The organism is Streptomyces purpureus, assembly GCF_014648195.1.
Taxonomy (GTDB): domain Bacteria; phylum Actinomycetota; class Actinomycetes; order Streptomycetales; family Streptomycetaceae; genus Streptomyces; species Streptomyces purpureus.
The window spans coordinates 1-19,855 of the sequence record NZ_BMQQ01000036.1; the positions used below are offsets into that span (position 1 = coordinate 1).

A 19,855-nucleotide genomic window follows, 5' to 3' on the forward strand; every position below is an offset into this window, starting at 1 on the left:
GGGAGAGTAGGACGCCGCCGAACAATCATTGTGGGAAAGCCCCGCACCTTATGGTGCGGGGCTTTCCTGCGTTCACCCTCAAATCGGACCCCTGTGTATCTGCCGTCTGCTGCTGACGGTAAGGTCAGGGGGCATCGTTGGCACGTTCCCACAGGAGGCCCCCGGGTGGAGGTCCAGGAGACTCGCGTTCAGACGGACCGGGTCCTCACCATCCCCAACATCCTGAGCATGGCTCGCCTCGTGGGCGTGCCCTTGTTCCTGTGGCTGATTCTCCGTCCTGTCTTCGGTGGGCCCAACAGCGATGGCTGGGCACTGCTCGTCCTGATGCTCAGCGGTGTCAGTGACTACCTCGACGGCAAACTGGCCCGTCGCTGGAACCAGATCAGCAGCCTGGGCCGGCTCCTCGACCCCGCGGCCGACCGGCTCTACATCCTTTCCACGCTCGTCGGCCTGACCTGGCGGGAGATCCTGCCCCTCTGGCTCACCGTGGCGCTTTTGGCCCGCGAGCTGATGCTTCTCGTCATGGTGGGAATCCTCCGCCGGCACGGCTATCCGCCGCCACAGGTGAACTTCCTCGGGAAAGCTGCCACGTTCAACTTGATGTACGCGTTCCCGCTGCTGCTTCTCAGTGACGGAGACACATGGCTGGCGTCACTCGCTGAAGTTTTCGGGTGGGCCTTCGCCGGATGGGGTACAAGTCTCTATTGGTGGGCAGGGATCCTCTACGTGGTCCAGGTCCGCCGACTCGTCAAGGCGGATACCGCGGCCGATTGAGCCCGCCCCGTCACGTGCTGAGCAAGGGCGCCAGTACGAGACAAGACGTTTTGGGCCACAGTGCGGGTGGGTGAAGTCGGCTGACCGTCGTCTCTTCAAGGAGGACGCTTCCGACATGAAGGCCGTCGTGATGGCCGGTGGCGAAGGAACCCGGCTTCGCCCCATGACATCGAGCATGCCCAAACCACTTCTGCCGGTAGCCAATCGGCCGATCATGGAGCATGTCCTACGTCTGCTCAAGCGGCACGGTCTCAGCGAGACCGTGGTCACCGTGCAGTTCCTCGCCTCCCTGGTCAAGAACTACTTCGGTGACGGGGAAGAGCTCGGAATGGAGCTCACCTACGCGAATGAGGAGAAACCGCTCGGCACCGCGGGAAGCGTGAAGAACGCCGAGGAGGCGCTCAAGGACGACGCGTTCGTCGTCATCTCCGGAGACGCCCTCACGGACTTCGACCTCACCGATCTCATCGCCTTCCACAAGGAGAAGGGCGCCCTCGTCACCGTCTGTCTGACCCGAGTGCCCAATCCCCTGGAATTCGGCATCACGATCGTCGACGAAGAGGGAAAGGTCGAGCGTTTCCTGGAGAAACCGACCTGGGGCCAGGTCTTCTCGGACACGGTGAACACCGGCATCTATGTGATGGAGCCCGAGATCTTCCGGTACGTCGAGCCCGACGTACCCGTCGACTGGTCCGGCGACGTCTTCCCCCAGCTCATGAAGGAAGGCCGGCCGATCTACGGCTATGTCGCCGAGGGCTACTGGGAGGACGTAGGCACCCACGAGAGCTATGTGAAGGCCCAGGCCGACGTGCTCGAAGGAAAGGTCCAGGTCGAGCTGGACGGCTTCGAGATCTCACCCGGTGTCTGGGTCGCCGAAGGCGCGGAAGTCCATCCCGACGCCGTCCTGCGCGGCCCGCTCTACATCGGTGACTACGCCAAGATCGAAGCCGATGCCGAGATCCGCGAGCACACCGTCGTGGGATCGAACGTCGTCGTCAAGAGCGGCGCCTTCCTCCACCGGGCCGTCGTCCACGACAACGTCTACCTCGGAGAGCACAGCAACCTCCGAGGGTGTGTCATCGGCAAGAACACCGACATCATGCGGGCCGCCCGGATCGAGGACGGCGCCGTCATCGGTGACGAATGCCTGGTCGGTGAAGAATCGATCGTGCAGGGCAATGTCCGGGTCTATCCGTTCAAGACCATCGAGGCCGGTGCGTTCGTCAACACCTCGGTGATCTGGGAGTCACGCGGACAGGCCCACCTTTTCGGCGCGCGAGGTGTCTCCGGAATCCTCAACGTGGAGATCACCCCCGAGCTTGCCGTCCGGCTGGCCGGCGCGTACGCGACGACCCTCAAGAAGGGCGCCACGGTCACCACCGCCCGCGATCACTCCCGCGGTGCGCGGGCCCTCAAGCGGGCCGTGATCTCCGCGCTGCAGGCCAGCGCCATCGACGTACGGGACCTGGAGAACGTACCGCTGCCCGTGGCCCGTCAGCAGACGGCCCGTGGCAGCGCCGGCGGGATCATGATCCGGACGTCTCCCGGTGTGCCGGACTCCGTGGACATCATGTTCTTCGACGAGCGGGGCGCGGACCTGTCGCAGGCCGGTCAGCGCAAGCTGGACCGGGTGTACGCACGTCAGGAGTACCGGCGGGCCTTCCCCGGCGAGATCGGGGACCTGTCCTTCCCGTCCAGCGTCTTCGACTCGTACACCGGATCCCTGCTGCGGAACGTGGACACCACGGGCGTCGCCGACGCGGGGCTCAAGGTCGTCGTGGACGCCTCCAACGGCAGCGCCGGGCTTGTTCTGCCCAGCCTGCTCGGGCGGCTCCAGGTCGACTCGCTGACGATCAACCCCGGGCTCGACGAGTCGAGACCCACAGAGTCCGCCGAGACCCGGCGCGCCGGGCTCGTACGGCTCGGGGAGATCGTGGCGTCGGCGCGGGCCGCGTTCGGGGTGCGGTTCGACCCCGTTGGGGAACGGATCTCGCTGGTGGACGAGCGGGGGCGGATCATCGAGGACGACCGTTCGCTCCTCGTCCTGCTCGACCTGGTCGCGGCCGAGCGGCGCAGCGGACGGGTGGCACTGCCGGTGACGACCACCAGGATCGCCGAGCAGGTGGCGGCGTACCACGGCACTCAGGTGGAGTGGACGACCACCTCGCCGGACGACTTGACCCGGGTCGGGCGGGAGGAATCGACCATCTTCGGCGGCGACGGCCGTGGCGGGTTCATCGTGCCCGAGTTCAGCAGTGTCTTCGACGGCACCGCCGCCTTCGTCCGGCTGATAGGGCTCGTGGCACGGACCCAGCTCACCCTCAGCCAGATCGACGCGCGGATTCCACGGGCGCATGTGCTGCGCAGGGACCTGGCGACCCCGTGGGCCGTCAAGGGTCTGGTGATGCGCCGGGTCGTGGAGGCGGCCGGTGATCGTCACGTGGACACCACCGACGGTGTACGGGTGGTGGAGGCCGACGGGCGCTGGGTGATGGTGCTGCCGGACCCGGCGGAGGCCGTCACCCATCTGTGGGCGGAGGGACCGGACGACGCCTCCGCGCAGGCGCTGCTCGACGAATGGTCGGCCGTGGTGGACAGCGCCGGTCACTGACCGGTGGTACGGATGTGCCGGGAGGCGCCCTTGGGCGCCTCCCGGCACAACGGTGGGGCCATTCGGTGGTAGCCGTCGCGACGTGCGACGATGTGCGGCATGTCGCAGCAGCCCCCCGTTCGGAGCACCGGCTCCCCGCCACCGCGTCCCGATGCGTCCATGTCGCTGCTGACCAATGTGATGGACCACGCCCTGGACGACGGGTACGCGGAGGCGACGGCGCGGCGGCAGGCGGAGGGCGGTCTTCCGCGTACGCTCCGGGCCAAGCTGGCGCTCGCGGCCGGGCTCGTGCTGGCGGCGCTGGTCGTCACCGTCGCCGCCGCGCAGACCCAGGTGTCGGCGCCGGTCGTGGCCAAGGAGCGCGAGGAGCTCATCGACCGCATCGAGGCGGAGACCGCTGCGGCCGACAAGCTGGCGGCGGACGTGGAGAAGCTCCGCGGCGAGGTGGGGGAGCGGCAGCGCAAGGCGCTGGAGGAGCACGGCGGGGACCAGGGCGAGCTGGTCGCGCTGCTCTCCGGCGCCACGGAGGTCCTCGGGCCCGGGGTCAAGCTGGTCGTGGACGACGCCAAGGACACCGATCAGGGCGGTGGCGGACCGCGTGAGAGCAGCGGCTTCTCCGACACCGGCCGGGTACGGGACCGGGACATGCAGCGTGTCGTCAACGGACTGTGGCAGTCCGGCGCGGAGGCGATCGCGATCAATGGGCAGCGTCTGACGTCGCTGTCGGCGATCCGCGCGGCGGGCGACGCCATACTGGTCGACAACAAACCGCTGGTGCCGCCGTACACGGTGCTGGCGGTGGGGGACGGGAAGAAGCTGAGTACCGCGTTCCAGGACAGCGCCGACGGCCAGTACCTGCACGCGTTGCAGGAGAACTTCGGTATCCGCACCAGCATTTCCGCCCAGGAGGAGGTGCGTCTGCCGGCCGCGCCCAGCCTGATCGTACGTACAGCAGAGCCGAGGGACGCCAGCGCCGGCAAGGGCGGCGGGCAGGCCACGGCCGACACAGGGAAGGGCACATCTTGATCGCCGTACTGGGCCTCGTCGTGGGAGTCGTGGTCGGACTGTTGGTCCGGCCCGAGGTGCCGGCGGTGGTCGAGCCGTATCTGCCGATCGCCGTCGTGGCCGCGCTCGACGCGGTCTTCGGCGGTCTGCGGGCCATGCTCGACGGGATCTTCGTCGACAAGGTCTTCGTGGTCTCCTTCCTGTCGAACGTGGTCGTGGCCGCGCTGATCGTCTTTCTGGGCGACAAGTTGGGCGTGGGCGCCCAGCTGTCCACCGGTGTCGTGGTCGTCCTCGGTATCCGGATCTTCTCCAACGCCGCCGCGATCCGGCGGCATGTGTTCCGGGCGTGAGGCCGATGAGCAACGACGAGACCCCGCAGAACGACATCCCCGAGAGCGGCCGTCCCCGCAGGGAAGAGCCCCTGGGTAAGGACGAGCCCATGCGCAAGGAGGAGCCTGCCCGCGAGCCGGAGCCCGTCGGTGAGACGGCGCCCGTCCGGGAGCCGGAGCCCGCGGAGGCCGCTGCCGCGCCGCTGACCGGTCGCCAGCGGCTGGCCGCGGGGCTGTGGCCGCCCCGCTTCTCACGTGCCCAACTGATCGTCGCCCTGCTGCTGTTCGTGCTCGGACTCGGGCTGGCGATCCAGGTCCGCTCCACCAGCGACAGCAGCGCCCTGCGCGGCGCCCGGCAGGAGGACCTCGTCCGGATCCTCGACGAGCTGGACGACCGCACCCAGCGCCTGGAGGACGAGAAGTCCCGCCTCGAGGACCAGCGCGCGGAGCTGGACAACAGCTCCGACCAGGCCGAGGAGGCCCGTAAGCAGACCCGGGAGAAGGAACGCCAGCTCGGGATCCTGGCCGGCACGGTGGCCGCGCAGGGCCCCGGCATCACCCTCACCATCGCGGACGGCGCCGGGGCGGTCGAGTCGGACATGCTCCTCGACGCCATCCAGGAGCTGCGCGCGGCCGGCGCCGAGGCCATCCAGGTCAACGACGTCAGAGTGGTCGCCGATTCGTACTTCTCCGGTGGCGACGGAAGTCCGATAGAAGTCGATGGAACGAAGGTGTCCCCTCCATACGTCTTCAAGGTCATCGGCAAGCCGGAGGACCTGGAGCCCGCGCTCAACATCCCCGGCGGTGTCGTCCAGACACTGGAGAAGGAGCAGGCCACGGCCACGGTGCGGCGTTCCGACAAGATCGTTGTGGACGCCTTGCGACCTGCGGAGCGGCCTGACTACGCTCGGTCGTCGTCGCAGTGAGGCGGGGGTGCATGGGGGTCGCGCGACAAGGGCATGACGTTGCGGGGGGTCGCCGCACCACCTGCCTGCCGCGTGGTGGAAACTGTCGGGAGGATACGGACGTTGTGAAGGTGTCCGGGTCGGCAGGTGTGTTCATTCAGGGTTCGTCCTGCCCCACGGGCGGGTCTATTTCGGTCAAGGGGAATCGCCCGTGAAGTTGTTTGCGAAGTTGTTCGGCAAGAGCGCACGCGAGGACGGCGGCAGCACCGCCAAGCACCGCGCACCGCGCCATGCCCAGAGCGAGGAGCAGGGTGGCGAACGCCCCCTGTTCCGTGATGAGGTCGCCCAGGACGGTGTCCATCCGGGCGGACAGGGCGCGTCGTCTGTTGACCCTGCCGCTTCCGGACGCATAGGTTTCGGAGAACCATCAACCTCAAGTGCGGGTGGAGGGTTTGCCCCCGGTCCGTACGGAGCCCAGGCCCCCGCGGGGCAGCCGCGGCAGGAGGATTCGTCCATGCCGGTATGTACGAGGTGCGGGCACCGCAACGCCGCGGACAGTAGGTTCTGCTCCCACTGCGGCGCCCCGCTGCGCGGCACGGCGCCGGCGGAGCGGGCGTCCGAGACGACGTCGACCATCTCTATCTCGGGCCTTGAGGCGTATGAGGCCGAGGTCACCGGGCAGCACGCGGTGCCGTCGCTCTCTCCGGAGGCCCAGGCGGCCGTCGACGCGCTGCCGCCGGGTTCGGCGCTGCTCGTCGTGCGCCGCGGCCCGAACTCGGGCAGTCGCTTCCTGCTCGACGGTGAGCTGACCACGGCCGGCCGTCACCCGCAGAGCGACATCTTCCTCGACGACGTGACGGTCTCCCGGCGCCATGTGGAGTTCCGCCGCACGCAGGAGGGCACCTTCACTGTCGCGGACGTCGGCAGCCTGAACGGTACGTACGTCAACCGTGAGCCGATCGACTCGGTCGTGCTGCTCGCCACCGGTGACGAGGTTCAGATCGGCAAGTACCGGCTGGTCTTCTACCCGAGCCAGCGGGGCGTGTGACCCACCCCCGGACTCCGTCCGGGGGGACCCCCAAGGAAGGTCCATGCTGCGAACACCGACGGGCGGTGCCGGTCACGGCACCGCCACCGCGGGTGACCGGCTGGTCAGTATCGGTACGGTGCTGAACCAGCTCAGGGACGAGTTTCCCGAGGTCACGATCTCCAAGATCCGGTTCCTGGAGGCCGAGGGCCTGGTCGAGCCGCGGCGGACCCCCTCGGGGTACCGCAAGTTCAGCCCCCAGGACGTCGAGCGGCTGGCGCAGATCCTGCGGATGCAGCGGGACCACTATCTGCCCCTGAAGGTCATCAGGGAGCACCTGGACGCGCTGGAGCGCGGGGAGCAAGTGCAGCTGCCGGCCCAGGCGGCGCAGCGCGAGCCGCTGGACGTCCCCTGGGATCCTGAGGCGCAGCGGCCGACGGCTGCCCGGGTGGGGCGCGCCGAGCTGCTGGCGGCCGCCGAGGTCACCGAGGAGGAGCTCGCCGACTGGGAGTCGTACGGGCTCATCGCCGCGGACCCGGACGGCGGGTACGACGCCGAGACCGTGACGGTTGCCAAACTTGTCGCGGATCTGGGGAGATTCGGTCTCGAGGCGCGGCATCTTCGCGCCATGAAAGCGGCCGCCGACCGGGAGGCCGGGCTGGTCGAACAGATTGTCGCGCCGCTGCGCCGGCACCGTAATCCGCAGACCAGGGCCCATGCGGAAGCCACTGCGAAGGAGCTGGCGGGGCTCTCCGTGCGGCTGCATTCGGCCTTGGTACAAACCGCGCTCGGCGTCCGCTTCCAGTGATCTTGGAGGTGCCCGACTACCCAAACCGGTCGAGCACGTCCTAGGGTTGCTGTGTGAACGAGCTCGACGTTGTGGGTGTCCGGGTGGAAATGCCCTCCAACCAACCGATCGTGCTCCTGCGTGAAGTGGGAGGCGATCGGTACCTCCCCATCTGGATCGGACCGGGTGAGGCGACCGCGATCGCCTTCGCCCAGCAGGGCATGGCCCCTGCCAGGCCTCTGACCCACGACCTGTTCAAGGACGTGCTGGAGGCCGTGGGCCAGGAGCTCACCGAGGTCCGCATCACGGACCTGCGTGAAGGGGTCTTCTACGCGGAGCTGGTCTTCGCCAGTGGGGTCGAGGTCAGTGCCCGGCCCTCCGACGCCATAGCGCTCGCCCTGCGCACCGGGACGCCGATCTTCGGCAGTGACGGGGTGCTGGACGACGCGGGTATCGCGATCCCCGACGAGCAGGAGGACGAGGTGGAGAAGTTCCGCGAGTTCCTCGACCAGATCTCGCCGGAGGACTTCGGAACCAGCAGTCAGTGACCGGGCTTTCGACCCGCCGCGCTGCTCAGGATGGCCCCAGGGGCATTCGAGTAGCCGTTCCCCGGAGAGGGACACGGGAAACCACTCTCAGGGTGATTATCACTCGGCGTGCCGAGTGTGGCGATCGTTGACGCACCCCGAGTGACTGCCTACCTTCGTGTGGGCAGGTCAAGGACGGAGGGTCGGCGTGATGAGCAGCGGCGACGGTACGGCAGGGGGTCTCCCCGGACGGAGTCCGGTGGAGAGCGGGCCGTATCCGCTTCACGGAAGTGCGGCGAGTGCGGCTCACGTGAGTGCGGCCGACACCACCACCGACACCATCGGATACCGGGGGCCGACCGCCTGTGCCGCGGCCGGGATCACCTACCGGCAGCTGGACTACTGGGCGCGTACGGGGCTCGTGGAGCCCAGTGTGCGCCCCGCGTACGGCTCGGGGACGCAGCGGCTGTACAGCTTCCGCGACGTCGTCGTCCTCAAGATCGTCAAGCGGTTCCTCGACACCGGGGTCGCCCTCCAGAACATCCGCGCGGCCGTGCAGCACCTGCGGGCGCGGGGCTTTCGCGATCTGGAGCGGATGACGCTGATGAGCGACGGCGCCACGGTCTACGAGTGCTCCTCGCCCGACGAGGTCGTGGACCTCCTCCAGGGTGGGCAGGGGGTCTTCGGGATCGCCGTGGGCGTGGTGTGGCGGGACGTGGAGGCGGCGCTGTCGCAGCTGCACGGGGAGCGCGTCGACACCGGCGAGACCATGGTCGGCCACAATCCCGCCGACGAACTGGCGCGCCGCCGCCGGGACCGGGCGGTCTGAGAGACCGGCCCGCGCCGGAGCGGCCCGCGTTTCGCACAGAAGTGCGGGTCGACTGTCAGTGCCGTAGGGCAGCATCTGTGGTGTGAGAGCCGCGCCGACGATCCTGCATCTGGACATGGATGCCTTCTTCGCCGCCGCCGAGCAGGCGGCGAAGCCCAGTCTGCGTGGAAAACCGGTGGTCGTCGGCGGCCTCGGGCCGCGGGGAGTGGTGGCGACGGCGTCGTACGAGGCGAGACGGTTCGGGGTGCACTCGGCCATGCCGATGGCGCAGGCGCGGCGGCTCGCGCCGAACGCCGCGTATCTCGTGCCGCGCTTCTCGCTGTACCGCTCGGTCAGCGACCAGGTCATGGCACTGCTCGCCCGGCTCTCCCCGCTGGTCGAGCCGCTGAGCCTGGACGAGGCCTTCGTGGACCTGGAAGCGGGGGGCGCGGCATATGACTCGGCCACGGCGCGGGAGGCCGGTGAGCGGCTGCGCAGGGACATTCTCGGCACCACGGGGCTGACGGGATCGGTGGGTCTGGCCGGTTCGAAGATGCTCGCGAAGATCGCCTCGGAGGAGGCGAAGCCGGACGGGCTCGTGCTGATCGAGCCGGGCACCGAGCGCGAGCTGCTCGGGCCGAAGTCGGTGCGGGTGCTGCCCGGTGTGGGGCCCGCGACCGGGGAGCACCTGCGGCGGGCCGGGATGACGACGGTCGCCGACCTGGCGGAGGCCGGCGAGGACGAGCTCGTACGGCTGCTGGGGCGGGCGCACGGAGCGGCGCTGGCCCGCATGGCCCTCGGGCACGACGACCGGCCCGTGGTGGCCGAGCGGGACGCGAAGTCGGTCTCGGTGGAGGACACGTTCGACACGGACCTGCACGACCGGGTGCGCATCCGGATCGAGGTCGAGCGGCTGGCCGACCGGTGTGTGGAGCGGCTGCGGGCCTCCGGGCACTCCGGGCGGACGATCGTGCTGAAGGTGCGGCGCTACGACTTCTCGACGCTGACCCGCTCCGAGACGCTGCGCGGGCCCACCGACGCCCCCGCCGTCGTCCGCGAGGCCGCCGCACGGCTCCTGGAGGCCGTCGACACCACCGGCGGGGTGCGGCTGCTCGGCGTGGGCGTCAGCGGCCTGGCCGACTACACCCAGGAGGACCTCTTCGCGCAGGCCGCCGACGAGCGGGAACCCGCCGAGGGCGCGTCGGCCCAGGCCGTGGAGGAGGGGCTGACGGCCGAGCCGGAAGCGGCCGCGGCCCCGGCCGAGCGCCACTGGCCGGCGGGGCGGGACGTACGGCACGCGGTGTACGGGCCCGGATGGGTGCAGGGCAGCGGGGTGGGCCGGGTGACCGTGCGGTTCGAGGAGCCGGGGTCACCGCCGGGGCGGGTGCGGACCTTCCTCGTCGACGACCCGGACCTGGAGCCGTCCGATCCGCTGCCGCTGGTGCCTCCGGCCGGGTGAGCGACGGCCCCGCCCTGGGGCGTCCCGCGTCAGTCGTCCTGGCCGGCGATCCGGCCGAAGTCCCGGTCCGGGGGCGCGGCCGTGGACAGTGGGGGGATTTCTATCCCGTAGTGGTGGTAGAGCTGGAGCTCCTGCTCCGGGGAGAGATGGCGGCCGACGCCGAAGTCGGGGGCGTCCTTGATCAGCGCGCGTTCGTACGGAATGTGCAGCGCGTCGTTGACCAGCTCACTCGGCTCCAGCGGGACGAAGGCGTCCCGGCTGAACAGTCCGGTGCGTACGGCCGCCCATTCGGGGACTCCCGTGGCGTCGTCCAGGTACACCTCGTCGATGGTGCCGATCTTGGTGCCGTTGCGGTCGAACGCCTTGCGGCCGATCAGGCTACGCGGATCGATGTCGGTCTGCACGGTCCCTCCAAGTGGTCGCACCTGCTCTTCAACCACTACGAAAGTGCACAACGGGGATGTCGGCCACTTGAGGGATGGCCGAGGAACCTCGCTGGTAGGCTGGCTGTGGCTGCTGACCCCGTGCGGGAGAGTCCAGCGAAGAAACCTTTCGGTGGCGCCGAAGGAGCAAATCCTCCCCGGAATCTCTCAGGCCCCTGTACCGCACGGACGAGGTCACTCTGGAAAGCAGGGCGGGCGTCCGACGGCATCCGCTCTCACCGACGGTGAAAGTCGGCCACGTCCGCGTGCGCCGGTGAAGCTCTCAGGTTGAGATGACAGAGGGGGAGGCCGTCCGGGCACCCGCGCCGTGGTGCCCCTCGCAGGTCGTGACGACCAGGAGGCCTCCGTACATGACCGCCAACCGCATTCCGCTCTCCGTGCTCGAGCAGGGCACCCCCTTCGAGCAGCGGCACATCGGGCCCGACGCCGAAGCCCGGGCGAAGATGCTCGCCCAGGTCGGCTACGGCTCGCTCGACGAGCTCACGGCCGCCGCGGTACCGGACGTGATCAAGAGCGCCGAGGCGCTCGGACTGCCGGCCGCCCGCACCGAGGCCGAGGTCCTGGCCGAGCTGCGCACGCTCGCCGACCGCAACAAGGTCCTCGCCCCGATGATCGGCCTCGGCTACTACGGCACCTTCACGCCGCCGGTCATCCTGCGCAACGTCATGGAGAACCCGGCCTGGTACACGGCGTACACGCCCTACCAGCCGGAGATCTCCCAGGGCCGGCTCGAGGCGCTGCTCAACTTCCAGACCATGGTCGCCGACCTCACCGGCCTGCCCACCTCCGGCGCCTCCCTCCTCGACGAGGGCACCGCGGCCGCCGAGGCCATGGCGCTGTCCCGGCGCGTCGGCAAGGTCAAGAACGGTGTCTTCCTGATCGACGCCGACGCCCTGCCGCAGACCGTCGCCGTCATCCAGACCCGCGCCGAACCGACCGGTGTCGAGGTCGTCGTCGCCGACCTCTCCGAGGGCATCCCGGCCGAGATCGCCGAGCGCGGCGTCTTCGGTGTGCTCCTGCAGTACCCGGGTGCCTCCGGCGCCGTACGGGACATCAAGCCGGTCATCGACGAGGCCCACGAGCTCGGCGCGATCGTCACCGTCGCCGCGGACCTGCTCGCGCTGACCCTGCTGACCTCGCCCGGCGCGCTCGGCGCCGACATCGCGGTCGGCACCACCCAGCGCTTCGGCGTCCCGATGGGCTTCGGCGGCCCGCACGCCGGCTACATGGCAGTCCAGGACAAGCACGCCCGCTCCCTGCCGGGCCGTCTCGTCGGCGTCTCCGTCGACGCCGACGGCAACAAGGCCTACCGCCTCGCCCTGCAGACCCGTGAGCAGCACATCCGCCGCGAGAAGGCCACCAGCAACATCTGCACCGCGCAGGTGCTGCTCGCCGTCATGGCCGGCATGTACGCCGTCTACCACGGCCCCGAGGGCCTCAAGGCGATCGCGCAGCGCACCCACCGGTACGCCACCATCCTCGCCGCGGGCCTCACGGCCGCCGGCGTGGAGGTCGTCCACGGCACCTACTTCGACACCCTGACCGTCAAGGTGCCCGGCAAGGCCGCCCAGGCCGTCGCCGCCGCCCGCGAGGGCGGGGTCAACCTGCACCTCGTCGACGCCGACCACGTCTCGGTCTCCTGCGACGAGACCACCGGCCGCGCCCAGATCGCCGCCGTCTGGGCCGCCTTCGGCGCGGACGCCGACATCGAGGCGCTGGACGCCGAAACGGCCGACACGCTGCCCGAGGCCCTGCTGCGCGACGACCCGTACCTGACCCACCCGGTCTTCCACGCGCACCGCTCCGAGACCGCAATGCTGCGCTACCTGCGCAAGCTCGCCGACCGCGACTACGCGCTCGACCGCGGCATGATCCCGCTCGGCTCCTGCACGATGAAGCTGAACGCGACGACCGAGATGGAGCCGGTGACCTGGCCCGAGTTCGGCCAGATTCACCCGTTCGCACCCATCGAGCAGGTCCAGGGCTACCTCACGCTCATCACCGAGCTGGAGGAGCGCCTCGCCGAGGTCACCGGCTACGACAAGGTCTCGCTGCAGCCCAACGCCGGCTCGCAGGGTGAGCTCGCCGGTCTGCTCGCGGTGCGCGCCTACCACCGGGCCAACGGCGACGCACAGCGCACGGTCTGCCTCATCCCGTCCTCCGCGCACGGCACCAACGCCGCCAGCGCCGTGATGGCCGGGATGAAGGTCGTCGTCGTCAAGACCGCCGACGACGGCGAGGTCGACATCGCCGACCTGCGCGCCAAGATCGAGCAGTACCGCGACGAGCTGTCCGTACTGATGATCACCTACCCGTCCACGCACGGTGTGTTCGAGGAGCACGTCGCCGACATCTGCGCGGCCGTGCACGACGCCGGCGGCCAGGTGTACGTCGACGGCGCCAACCTCAACGCGCTGGTCGGCCTCGCCAAGCCGGGCAAGTTCGGCGGCGACGTCTCGCACCTGAACCTGCACAAGACCTTCTGCATCCCGCACGGCGGCGGCGGCCCGGGCGTCGGCCCGGTCGGTGTCCGGGCGCACCTCGCCCCGTTCCTGCCCAACCACCCGCTCCAGCCGACCGCCGGACCGCAGACGGGCGTCGGCCCGATCTCGGCCGCCCCGTGGGGCTCGGCCGGCATCCTGCCGATCTCCTGGTCGTACGTGCGCCTCATGGGCGGCGAGGGCCTCAAGCGGGCCACCCAGGTCGCCGTCCTCGCGGCGAACTACATCGCCAAGCGCCTGGAGCCGCACTACCCGGTGCTCTACACCGGTCCGGCCGGGCTCGTCGCCCACGAGTGCATCGTGGACCTGCGCCCGCTGTCCAAGGCGACCGGTGTCAGCGTCGACGACATCGCCAAGCGCCTGATCGACTACGGCTTCCATGCGCCGACCATGTCGTTCCCGGTCGCCGGCACGCTGATGATCGAGCCGACCGAGAGCGAGGACCTCACCGAGATCGACCGGTTCTGCGACACGATGATCGCGATCCGCGCCGAGATCGAGAAGGTCGCCTCCGGCGAATGGCCCGCCGGGGACAACCCGCTCGCCAACGCCCCGCACACGGCGGCCGCGCTCGGCGGCGAGTGGAACCACCCGTACACCCGCGAGGAGGCCGTCTTCCCGGCCGGGGTGTCGGCCGCGGACAAGTACTGGCCGCCGGTGCGCCGGATCGACGGCGCCTTCGGCGACCGCAACCTGGTCTGCTCCTGCCCGCCGCTGGACGAGTACGACAACTGACGTACGCCGCCTGGGGCCAGCGCCCTGGGTGCGTCTAGGCGAGCACACGTAAGGGCCGGTCCGGAGAAGCTCTCCGGACCGGCCCTTCGGCTTGCCACGCCGTCCGCCTCAGGCAGCGGTCACCACCGCCGAGGGGCGGTGCGGCGCGATGATCTGGCCGTCCGGCAGCAGCTCACCGGTGTCCTCGAAGAGCAGGACGCCGTTGCACAGCAGGCTCCAACCCTGCTCCGGGTGATGCGCCACGAGGCGTGCGGCCTCCCGGTCGGCGGAGTCGGCTGTGGGGCAGGGTGGCTGGTGCTGGCACATGGATGGGTTCTTTCGCTGCGGTGTGGTGTGTGTCCTGCGGCTCGAAGCGGAGTTCATGGCCGCCCCCCGTCGGTCGTTTCGGTGGTCCCAGTCTTCCCCCGCGGCGGTCGATCCGCAGGGATTTCGCGTCAGCTCTTCCTACTGCACAAGGACGTATCACTCGCCCGGGCGGTTCAGTACAAGTGCACTGTCACTTCGGATGGTTCGGAGTGGTCCCAGTGGGCTAGTCCGTACGGGGCGGCGTACGGCGACCCGTGCGAATGCGCTCTTCGCGCGGGCGTGCGGGCGTACAGCGATGCCCCGCGCCGTTTCGACGCGGGGCATCGCCCGTGGATGCGGCCGGGTCAGGCCGGTGACCCCAGCAGCGGTGCCGGGGTCAGTCGGAGGGTCAGGACGGGTAGCAGGTCGGCGACCTGGTGGGCGCGGTGGGCGGCGATCCCTGGTGGCGCGGGCGCCAGGGGGATCAGCAGATCGGTCGGTGCCGGGGAGCCCTCGGCTCCGTCGGCCCCGGTGTCCGCGTGCAGCCAGAGCGTCAGCATGTACAGCTCGGGGACCGACAGCAGACGTGGCTGGAACGGTGTGGTGACGGACTCGGCCTGGCGCAGCGCGTGTTCGGTGGCGGTGACGTAAGGCCCTTCGAAGAAGTGCGAGAAGGACCAGCCGTCCGGAGTGAGCATCGTGTCCGCGGCGGCGATGGAGCGTTCGCCGCCGCGGATCAGGAATCGCCAGCCGGCGAGCCTGGTCCGGGGCGTGCGGCCGGGCGGGACGACCTGGTCCAGTGTGTCCAGGACGTGTACGGGCAAGGGCAGTTCGGGGGTGAGCGGGCCTTGGAAGGAGCGGAGAGCCGGGGTACGTGCGTCGCGGACCGCGGTGGGGGAACCGAGGGCCACGAGCACACTGCGCAGGGCGGCCGAGGGGGCCGGAGGGATGTGGAGCATGGTGGGTCGCCTCTCACTCAGGAGACACGGTGAAGCGGGGGGCAGTGCGGACGACGCTGTCAGCGCGGGGCCGGAGGGGGCCAGAAGGCCGTGGCCGGGCGCCCAACTCTCTGCCTCGTTCGCGGAGTTTATACGACGCGTGTTCACGCGGTGTTTCTGCTACCGGCCCCCGGTATTGCCGCCAAGTCGCAATTCAGCCTTTGATTTGCGGCATTTCGATGGATTTCGCGTCGGCGTACGTCTTTGACCTGCGCGTCAATCCCCGCTACGACGGCCGGATCCCGTCGACGAATCCGCCGTGCCGTCGCGACGGAATGTGCCCGGCGCATCCGCCCGGCGAATAGGCCGCCGGATTGGGACCGTGGAATGTGCCGTACGGCTCATGTTCTCAGCCTACCGTCCGGCCGGTCCGCGTGCGGGCGTTATGGATCAGCCCGGCTGGGCATTATCGACCGTGACGCGAGCGGCCGAGCCGCGGGCTGCCCACTCGAGGAGGGACGCTCCGATGGGGGAGAAGATCGTGGCAGGCGGGTTCGACCTGTCCGATCGGCAGAGATACCGGCGCAAGCTCCAACAGTGCCTGACGGGGCTGGGGAGGCTCCTGGCGGAGAAGAGGTTCGACCGGCCCAAGAACATGATGGGCGTGGAGATCGAGCTGAATCTCGCCGGCGCCGACGGCATGCCCCGGATGATGAATGCCGAGGTGCTCGACCGCATAGCGAGCAAGGATTTCCAGACCGAGCTCGGAATGTTCAACCTGGAGGTGAACATCGCGCCGCACCGGCTCGGCGGCCGGGTATTCGACCGGCTCGCCGAGGAGTTGCGTACGGGTCTGGGATATGCCCACCGCAAGGCCCAGGAGGTCGACGCGGGCATCGTCATGATCGGTATTCTGCCGACGCTCACCCCACAGGATCTGGTCTCCGCGAACCTCTCCGAGGTCGACCGCTACATGCTGCTCAACGACCAGATCGTGGCCGCGCGCGGGGAGGACTTCACCCTCGACATCCATGGCGTGGAGCGGCTGACCTGCACGGCGACGTCGATAGTGCCCGAAGCGGCATGTACGTCCGTGCAGTTGCACCTCCAGGTCACCCCGGCCCGCTTCGCCGCCGTGTGGAACGCCGCGCAGGCGGTGGCCGCGGTGCAGATCGCGGTGGGTGCCAACTCGCCGTTCCTGTTCGGCCGCGAGCTGTGGCGCGAGTCCCGGCCGCCGCTCTTCCAGCAGGCCACCGACACCCGTCCGCCCGAGCTCCAGGCCCAGGGGGTGCGGCCGCGGACCTGGTTCGGGGAGCGGTGGGTGGACTCGGCGTACGAGCTGTTCGAGGAGAACCTGCGGTTCTTCCCCGCGCTGCTGCCGATCTGCGACGAGGAGGATCCGCTGCGCGTCCTGGACGACGGGGGAGTGCCCCGGCTCCAGGAGCTGGCGCTGCACAACGGCACGGTCTACCGCTGGAACCGGCCCGTGTACGGACTCACCGACGGCGTCCCGCACTTGCGTGTCGAGAACCGTGTGCTGCCGGCCGGCCCCACCGTCACCGACGTCGTCGCCAACGCGGCCTTCTACTACGGGCTGGTCCGCTCGCTCGCCGAGGAGCCGCGCCCGGTGTGGAAGCGGCTCACCTTCCAGGAGGCGGAGGCCAATTTCGACACCGCCTGCCGCCACGGCATCGACGCGGAGTTGCGCTGGCCGCGGCCCGGCCGCTCGGGCGGCATCACCGCCGTGCCCGCCGTGAAGCTCGTACGGGACGAACTCCTGCCGCTCGCCGCGGCCGGCCTGGACGCGTGGGGCATCGAACCGGCCGACCGGGACGCCTACCTCGGTGTCATCGAGGAGCGCTGCCGACGGCGGGTGAACGGAGCCTCCTGGCAGGTCGACACCTACCACCGCGGCCTGGAGGCGGGGCTCGGGCGGGAGGAAGCGCTCGCGGTGACCACCCGGCGCTACGCGGAGCTGATGCGCCGCGGCGAGCCGGTGCACGCCTGGCCGTCCGGGCTCGGGGACTGAGGCGCGCCGGGAGCGGCGCCCTGCGCGCGCGGCGGGCGACCGGGTCCGCGGCACCAGCGCGTCAGCAGTCACGCCTCGCGCGGCGGGCGACCGCAGGCCCCGAACCGACGCCGCGGGACCCGGCCGTGTCCGCCGCCACCGCATCGGGCAAGCTGTGACATCCCAGAACGGTGTGCAGCAGGAGGCAGGGCGCGTGGCCGACACTCTTCCCCAGGAGGGCCTCTCACGGGGGACCCTGCGGTCCGAGACCGTGATCGTGCTGGCGCTCTCGCTCGGCGCGAGCGCGGTGTCGTCGCTGATCAGCTTCGTCGGGGCGCTGACCAAGCCCGGCGGGCTCAAGGACCAGGCCGCGATGCTCAACAGCTCGTACGCGCCGGGGCGGCCCTGGCTGGACCTGGCGTGGCAGCTGTTCGGCATCGCAACCGCGCTCGTGCCCGTCGTGCTCGTGGCGCATCTGCTCACGCGGGAAGGGCCTGGCCTGCGGGCCATCGGCTTCGACCGGACCCGGCCCTGGTCCGATCTCGGACGCGGGGCGCTGGTGGCGGCCGTCATCGGCAGTGCGGGACTCGCCTTCTACCTCATCGCGCGGGCCGCCGGGTTCAACCTGACGGTGGTGCCCGAGTCGCTGCCCGGCGTGTGGTGGAAGTACCCGGTGCTCATCCTGTCGGCGGTGCAGAACTCCGTGCTGGAGGAGGTCCTCGTTGTCGGCTATCTGCTGCGCAGGCTCGGTCAGTTGGGGTGGACGCCGATGGCCGCGCTGGTGGCGAGCTCGGTGCTGCGCGGCTCGTACCACCTCTACCAGGGCATCGGCGGCTTCATCGGCAACATGGTGATGGGCGCGGTGTTCGTCCTGCTCTACCGCCGGTGGGGTCGGGTCGGTCCACTGGTCGCGGCGCACGCGCTGCTCGACATCGTGGCCTTCGTGGGATACGGCCTGCTGGCCGGGGAGGTGAGCTGGCTGCCCACCCCGTGAGCGGGGACGGCTGAAAGGAACAGGGGCGTACGGCCGGTGCCGGACGCCCCTTCGTGCTGTCCGGGCCCGGTCGGGCGGGCCGGGCCGGTCAGACGAGCAGGTCGCCCTCGATCACCGTCACCGCCCGGCCGGTGAGCAGGGTCCGCTCGCCGCGCAGGGACGTGCGGACCAGGCCCGTACGGGCGCCGCCCTGCAGGCCGGTGAGCTCGTCGCGGCCGAGGCGGGCCGACCAGAACGGGGCGAGGGCGGTGTGCGCGCTGCCCGTGACCGGGTCCTCGTCGATGCCGACGCCGGGGAAGAAGCCGCGGGAGACGAAGTCGTAGCCGCGCGAGGGGGTGTCGGCCGCGGCGGTGACGATGATCCCCCGGTTCGAGAGGGACACCAGCGCCCGCGCGTCCGGCTCCAGGGACCGTACGGTCCGCTCGTCGGCGAGCTCGACGACGAGGTCGCCGATGTGGGCGCCGGTGTCGTGGACCGAGACGGGCTCGGCGCCGAGCGCCTCGCCGAGCCCGGCGGGGGCCGTCACGGGGGTGAGCGGCGAGGTCGGGAAGTCCATCGTGATCGCGCCGTCCTCGGCGGCGGTCGTGCGCAGGATGCCGCAGCGGGCCGCGAAGCGGATGGTGCCGCCCGCGCGGTCGGTGGTGTGCAGGACGTGCGCGGTGGCGAGTGTGGCGTGGCCGCACATGTCGACCTCGGTGGCCGGAGTGAACCAGCGCAGGGCCCAGTCGGCCTCGCCGCCCTCGGGGAGGGGGTGGGCGAAGGCGGTCTCCGAGAGGTTCACCTCGGCGGCGACCTTCTGGAGCCAGCGGTCCTCGGGGAAGGCGTCGAGGAGGAGAACCCCTGCCGGATTGCCGGAGAAGGGGCGGTCGGTGAACGCGTCGACGATTCGGATCCGCATGGACGAGACCTTAGGCGGCCGGCGAAGCCGCAGGCCAAGGCCAATTCCTGATCACTGGACCGGTGCTGGGGCAATCGGGTTGTTGCTCACCGAACGCTTCCGATATATCGTTGAAGCATCGCGACAGATCAACGATGGGAGGAGCGTAGCGATGCGTTCACAAGGACACGAGCATGAGCACGGCCGCGGGCACGGACACTGCGGGCCCGGCCATCGGGGTTGGGGCGACTTCGAGGGGCGGCGTGCGGCCTTCGGCCCGTTCGGACCGGGGTTCGGGGGCGGAGGTCCCTGGGGCGGCCGCGGCCGCGGAGGCGGTGGTCGGGGCAGGGCGCGGCGCGGAGATGTGCGCGCCTCGATCCTGGCGCTGCTGAAGGACCGTCCGATGCACGGTTACGAGATGATCCAGGAGATCGGCGAGCGCAGCGGCGGGGCCTGGAAGCCCAGCCCCGGCTCCGTCTACCCCACCCTCCAGCTGCTGGAGGACGAGGGGCTGATCGTCAGCGCGAGCGAGGGCGGCAAGAAGCTGTTCACGCTCACCGACGCGGGGCGGGCAGAGGTCGAGGCGGGGCCCGAGGCCCCGTGGGAGGAGGCCGGCCGCGGCGTCGACTGGGAGGCCCTGAACGAGGTTCGTCAGGCCGGTTTCGGTCTGATGGAGGCGTTCGGCCAGGTCTGGAAGACCGGCAACACTGAGCAGCGGCAGAAGGCCGTCGAGGTCATCAACGACGCCCGTAAGAAGCTGTACCTGATCCTGGCCGACGAGCACTGAGTCAGGTCGTCCGGTCAGGGTGAGGGCCCCGTGGCATCCGTGCCACGGGGCCCTC

At 70.2% G+C, this 19,855-nt stretch carries 18 protein-coding genes and 1 riboswitch; of the genes, 14 read left to right on the plus strand and 4 right to left on the minus strand.

The features are described 5' to 3' along the window. The first annotated feature begins 165 nt into the window (after positions 1–165). The 10 genes from clsA (at position 166) to IEZ01_RS30595 (ending at position 10,232) form a co-directional block, all read left to right on the plus strand. Positions 166–774 (plus strand): cardiolipin synthase ClsA, encoded by a 609-nt coding sequence (gene clsA / locus IEZ01_RS30550; RefSeq protein ID WP_019884693.1) that lies wholly within the window; start codon positions 166–168, stop codon positions 772–774. Between the two features lie 115 nt (positions 775–889). Next, on the plus strand, positions 890–3,385 hold the full coding sequence (locus IEZ01_RS30555; protein WP_019884692.1) for a mannose-1-phosphate guanyltransferase: 2,496 nt from the start codon (positions 890–892) through the stop codon (positions 3,383–3,385). Positions 3,386–3,484: 99 nt separating this feature from the next. Further along, a complete protein-coding gene (locus IEZ01_RS30560; protein WP_189204936.1) occupies positions 3,485–4,411 on the plus strand; it encodes a DUF881 domain-containing protein in 927 nt (308 codons plus the stop codon). Further along, positions 4,408–4,740, plus strand: a complete 333-nt coding sequence (locus IEZ01_RS30565) for a small basic family protein (RefSeq protein ID WP_003970459.1) — start codon at positions 4,408–4,410, stop codon at positions 4,738–4,740. The genes IEZ01_RS30560 and IEZ01_RS30565 overlap by 4 nt, the downstream gene beginning before the upstream one ends. Positions 4,741–4,745: 5 nt before the next feature. Continuing rightward, positions 4,746–5,645 (plus strand): DUF881 domain-containing protein, encoded by a 900-nt coding sequence (locus IEZ01_RS30570; protein ID WP_189204938.1) that lies wholly within the window; start codon positions 4,746–4,748, stop codon positions 5,643–5,645. Between the two features lie 61 nt (positions 5,646–5,706). Beyond that, positions 5,707–6,672 carry an FHA domain-containing protein gene (locus tag IEZ01_RS30575; RefSeq protein WP_106959776.1) on the plus strand — a complete coding sequence of 322 codons (966 nt, stop codon included), beginning with the start codon at positions 5,707–5,709 and terminating at the stop codon, positions 6,670–6,672. Between the two features lie 43 nt (positions 6,673–6,715). After that, entirely contained in the window at positions 6,716–7,459 is a 744-nt protein-coding gene (ftsR, locus tag IEZ01_RS30580; RefSeq protein WP_019884683.1) for a transcriptional regulator FtsR, read from the plus strand. A 53-nt stretch (positions 7,460–7,512) separates the two neighbouring features. Then, positions 7,513–7,986, plus strand: a complete 474-nt coding sequence (locus IEZ01_RS30585; RefSeq protein WP_028797289.1) for a bifunctional nuclease family protein — start codon at positions 7,513–7,515, stop codon at positions 7,984–7,986. Between the two features lie 190 nt (positions 7,987–8,176). Continuing rightward, positions 8,177–8,794 (plus strand): MerR family transcriptional regulator, encoded by a 618-nt coding sequence (locus IEZ01_RS30590; protein WP_106959775.1) that lies wholly within the window; start codon positions 8,177–8,179, stop codon positions 8,792–8,794. Between the two features lie 82 nt (positions 8,795–8,876). Further along, positions 8,877–10,232: a DNA polymerase IV gene (locus IEZ01_RS30595; RefSeq protein ID WP_189204940.1), complete on the plus strand. Its 1,356-nt coding sequence runs from the start codon at positions 8,877–8,879 to the stop codon at positions 10,230–10,232. Between the two features lie 29 nt (positions 10,233–10,261). Here the strand turns inward: IEZ01_RS30595 and IEZ01_RS30600 are convergent, their stop codons facing one another. After that, positions 10,262–10,636, minus strand: coding sequence for a PRC-barrel domain-containing protein (locus tag IEZ01_RS30600; protein WP_019884679.1), 375 nt, complete (start codon positions 10,634–10,636; stop codon positions 10,262–10,264). Between the two features lie 113 nt (positions 10,637–10,749). Further along, positions 10,750–10,848: riboswitch (glycine riboswitch) on the plus strand. Between the two features lie 177 nt (positions 10,849–11,025). Here IEZ01_RS30600 and gcvP point away from each other — a divergent pair. Then, the gene (gene gcvP, locus IEZ01_RS30605) at positions 11,026–13,911 is read left to right on the plus strand and encodes an aminomethyl-transferring glycine dehydrogenase (protein ID WP_019884677.1); all 2,886 of its coding nucleotides are present in this window, start codon (positions 11,026–11,028) and stop codon (positions 13,909–13,911) included. A 108-nt stretch (positions 13,912–14,019) separates the two neighbouring features. Here gcvP and IEZ01_RS30610 read toward each other — a convergent pair whose 3' ends face one another. Together IEZ01_RS30610 and IEZ01_RS30615 are read right to left on the minus strand one after the other, a co-directional pair. Beyond that, complete coding sequence (locus IEZ01_RS30610; protein WP_019884676.1) at positions 14,020–14,217, minus strand: DUF5999 family protein; 198 nt, start codon at positions 14,215–14,217, stop codon at positions 14,020–14,022. 344 nt (positions 14,218–14,561) lie between these two features. After that, complete coding sequence (locus tag IEZ01_RS30615) at positions 14,562–15,155, minus strand: hypothetical protein (protein WP_019884674.1); 594 nt, start codon at positions 15,153–15,155, stop codon at positions 14,562–14,564. A gap of 505 nt (positions 15,156–15,660) precedes the next feature. Here IEZ01_RS30615 and IEZ01_RS30620 point away from each other — a divergent pair. Further along, on the plus strand, positions 15,661–17,163 hold the full coding sequence (locus tag IEZ01_RS30620) for a glutamate-cysteine ligase family protein (protein WP_019884673.1): 1,503 nt from the start codon (positions 15,661–15,663) through the stop codon (positions 17,161–17,163). A 193-nt stretch (positions 17,164–17,356) separates the two neighbouring features. Beyond that, positions 17,357–18,136 carry a CPBP family intramembrane glutamic endopeptidase gene (locus IEZ01_RS30625; protein ID WP_189204944.1) on the plus strand — a complete coding sequence of 260 codons (780 nt, stop codon included), beginning with the start codon at positions 17,357–17,359 and terminating at the stop codon, positions 18,134–18,136. Positions 18,137–18,224: 88 nt separating this feature from the next. Here the strand turns inward: IEZ01_RS30625 and IEZ01_RS30630 are convergent, their stop codons facing one another. Continuing rightward, a complete protein-coding gene (locus IEZ01_RS30630; RefSeq protein WP_189204946.1) occupies positions 18,225–19,034 on the minus strand; it encodes a PhzF family phenazine biosynthesis protein in 810 nt (269 codons plus the stop codon). 151 nt (positions 19,035–19,185) lie between these two features. On the opposite strand from IEZ01_RS30630, the gene IEZ01_RS30635 reads away from it, so the two are divergent. Next, positions 19,186–19,800 carry a PadR family transcriptional regulator gene (locus IEZ01_RS30635; RefSeq protein WP_028797288.1) on the plus strand — a complete coding sequence of 205 codons (615 nt, stop codon included), beginning with the start codon at positions 19,186–19,188 and terminating at the stop codon, positions 19,798–19,800. The last annotated feature ends 55 nt before the right edge of the window (positions 19,801–19,855 follow it).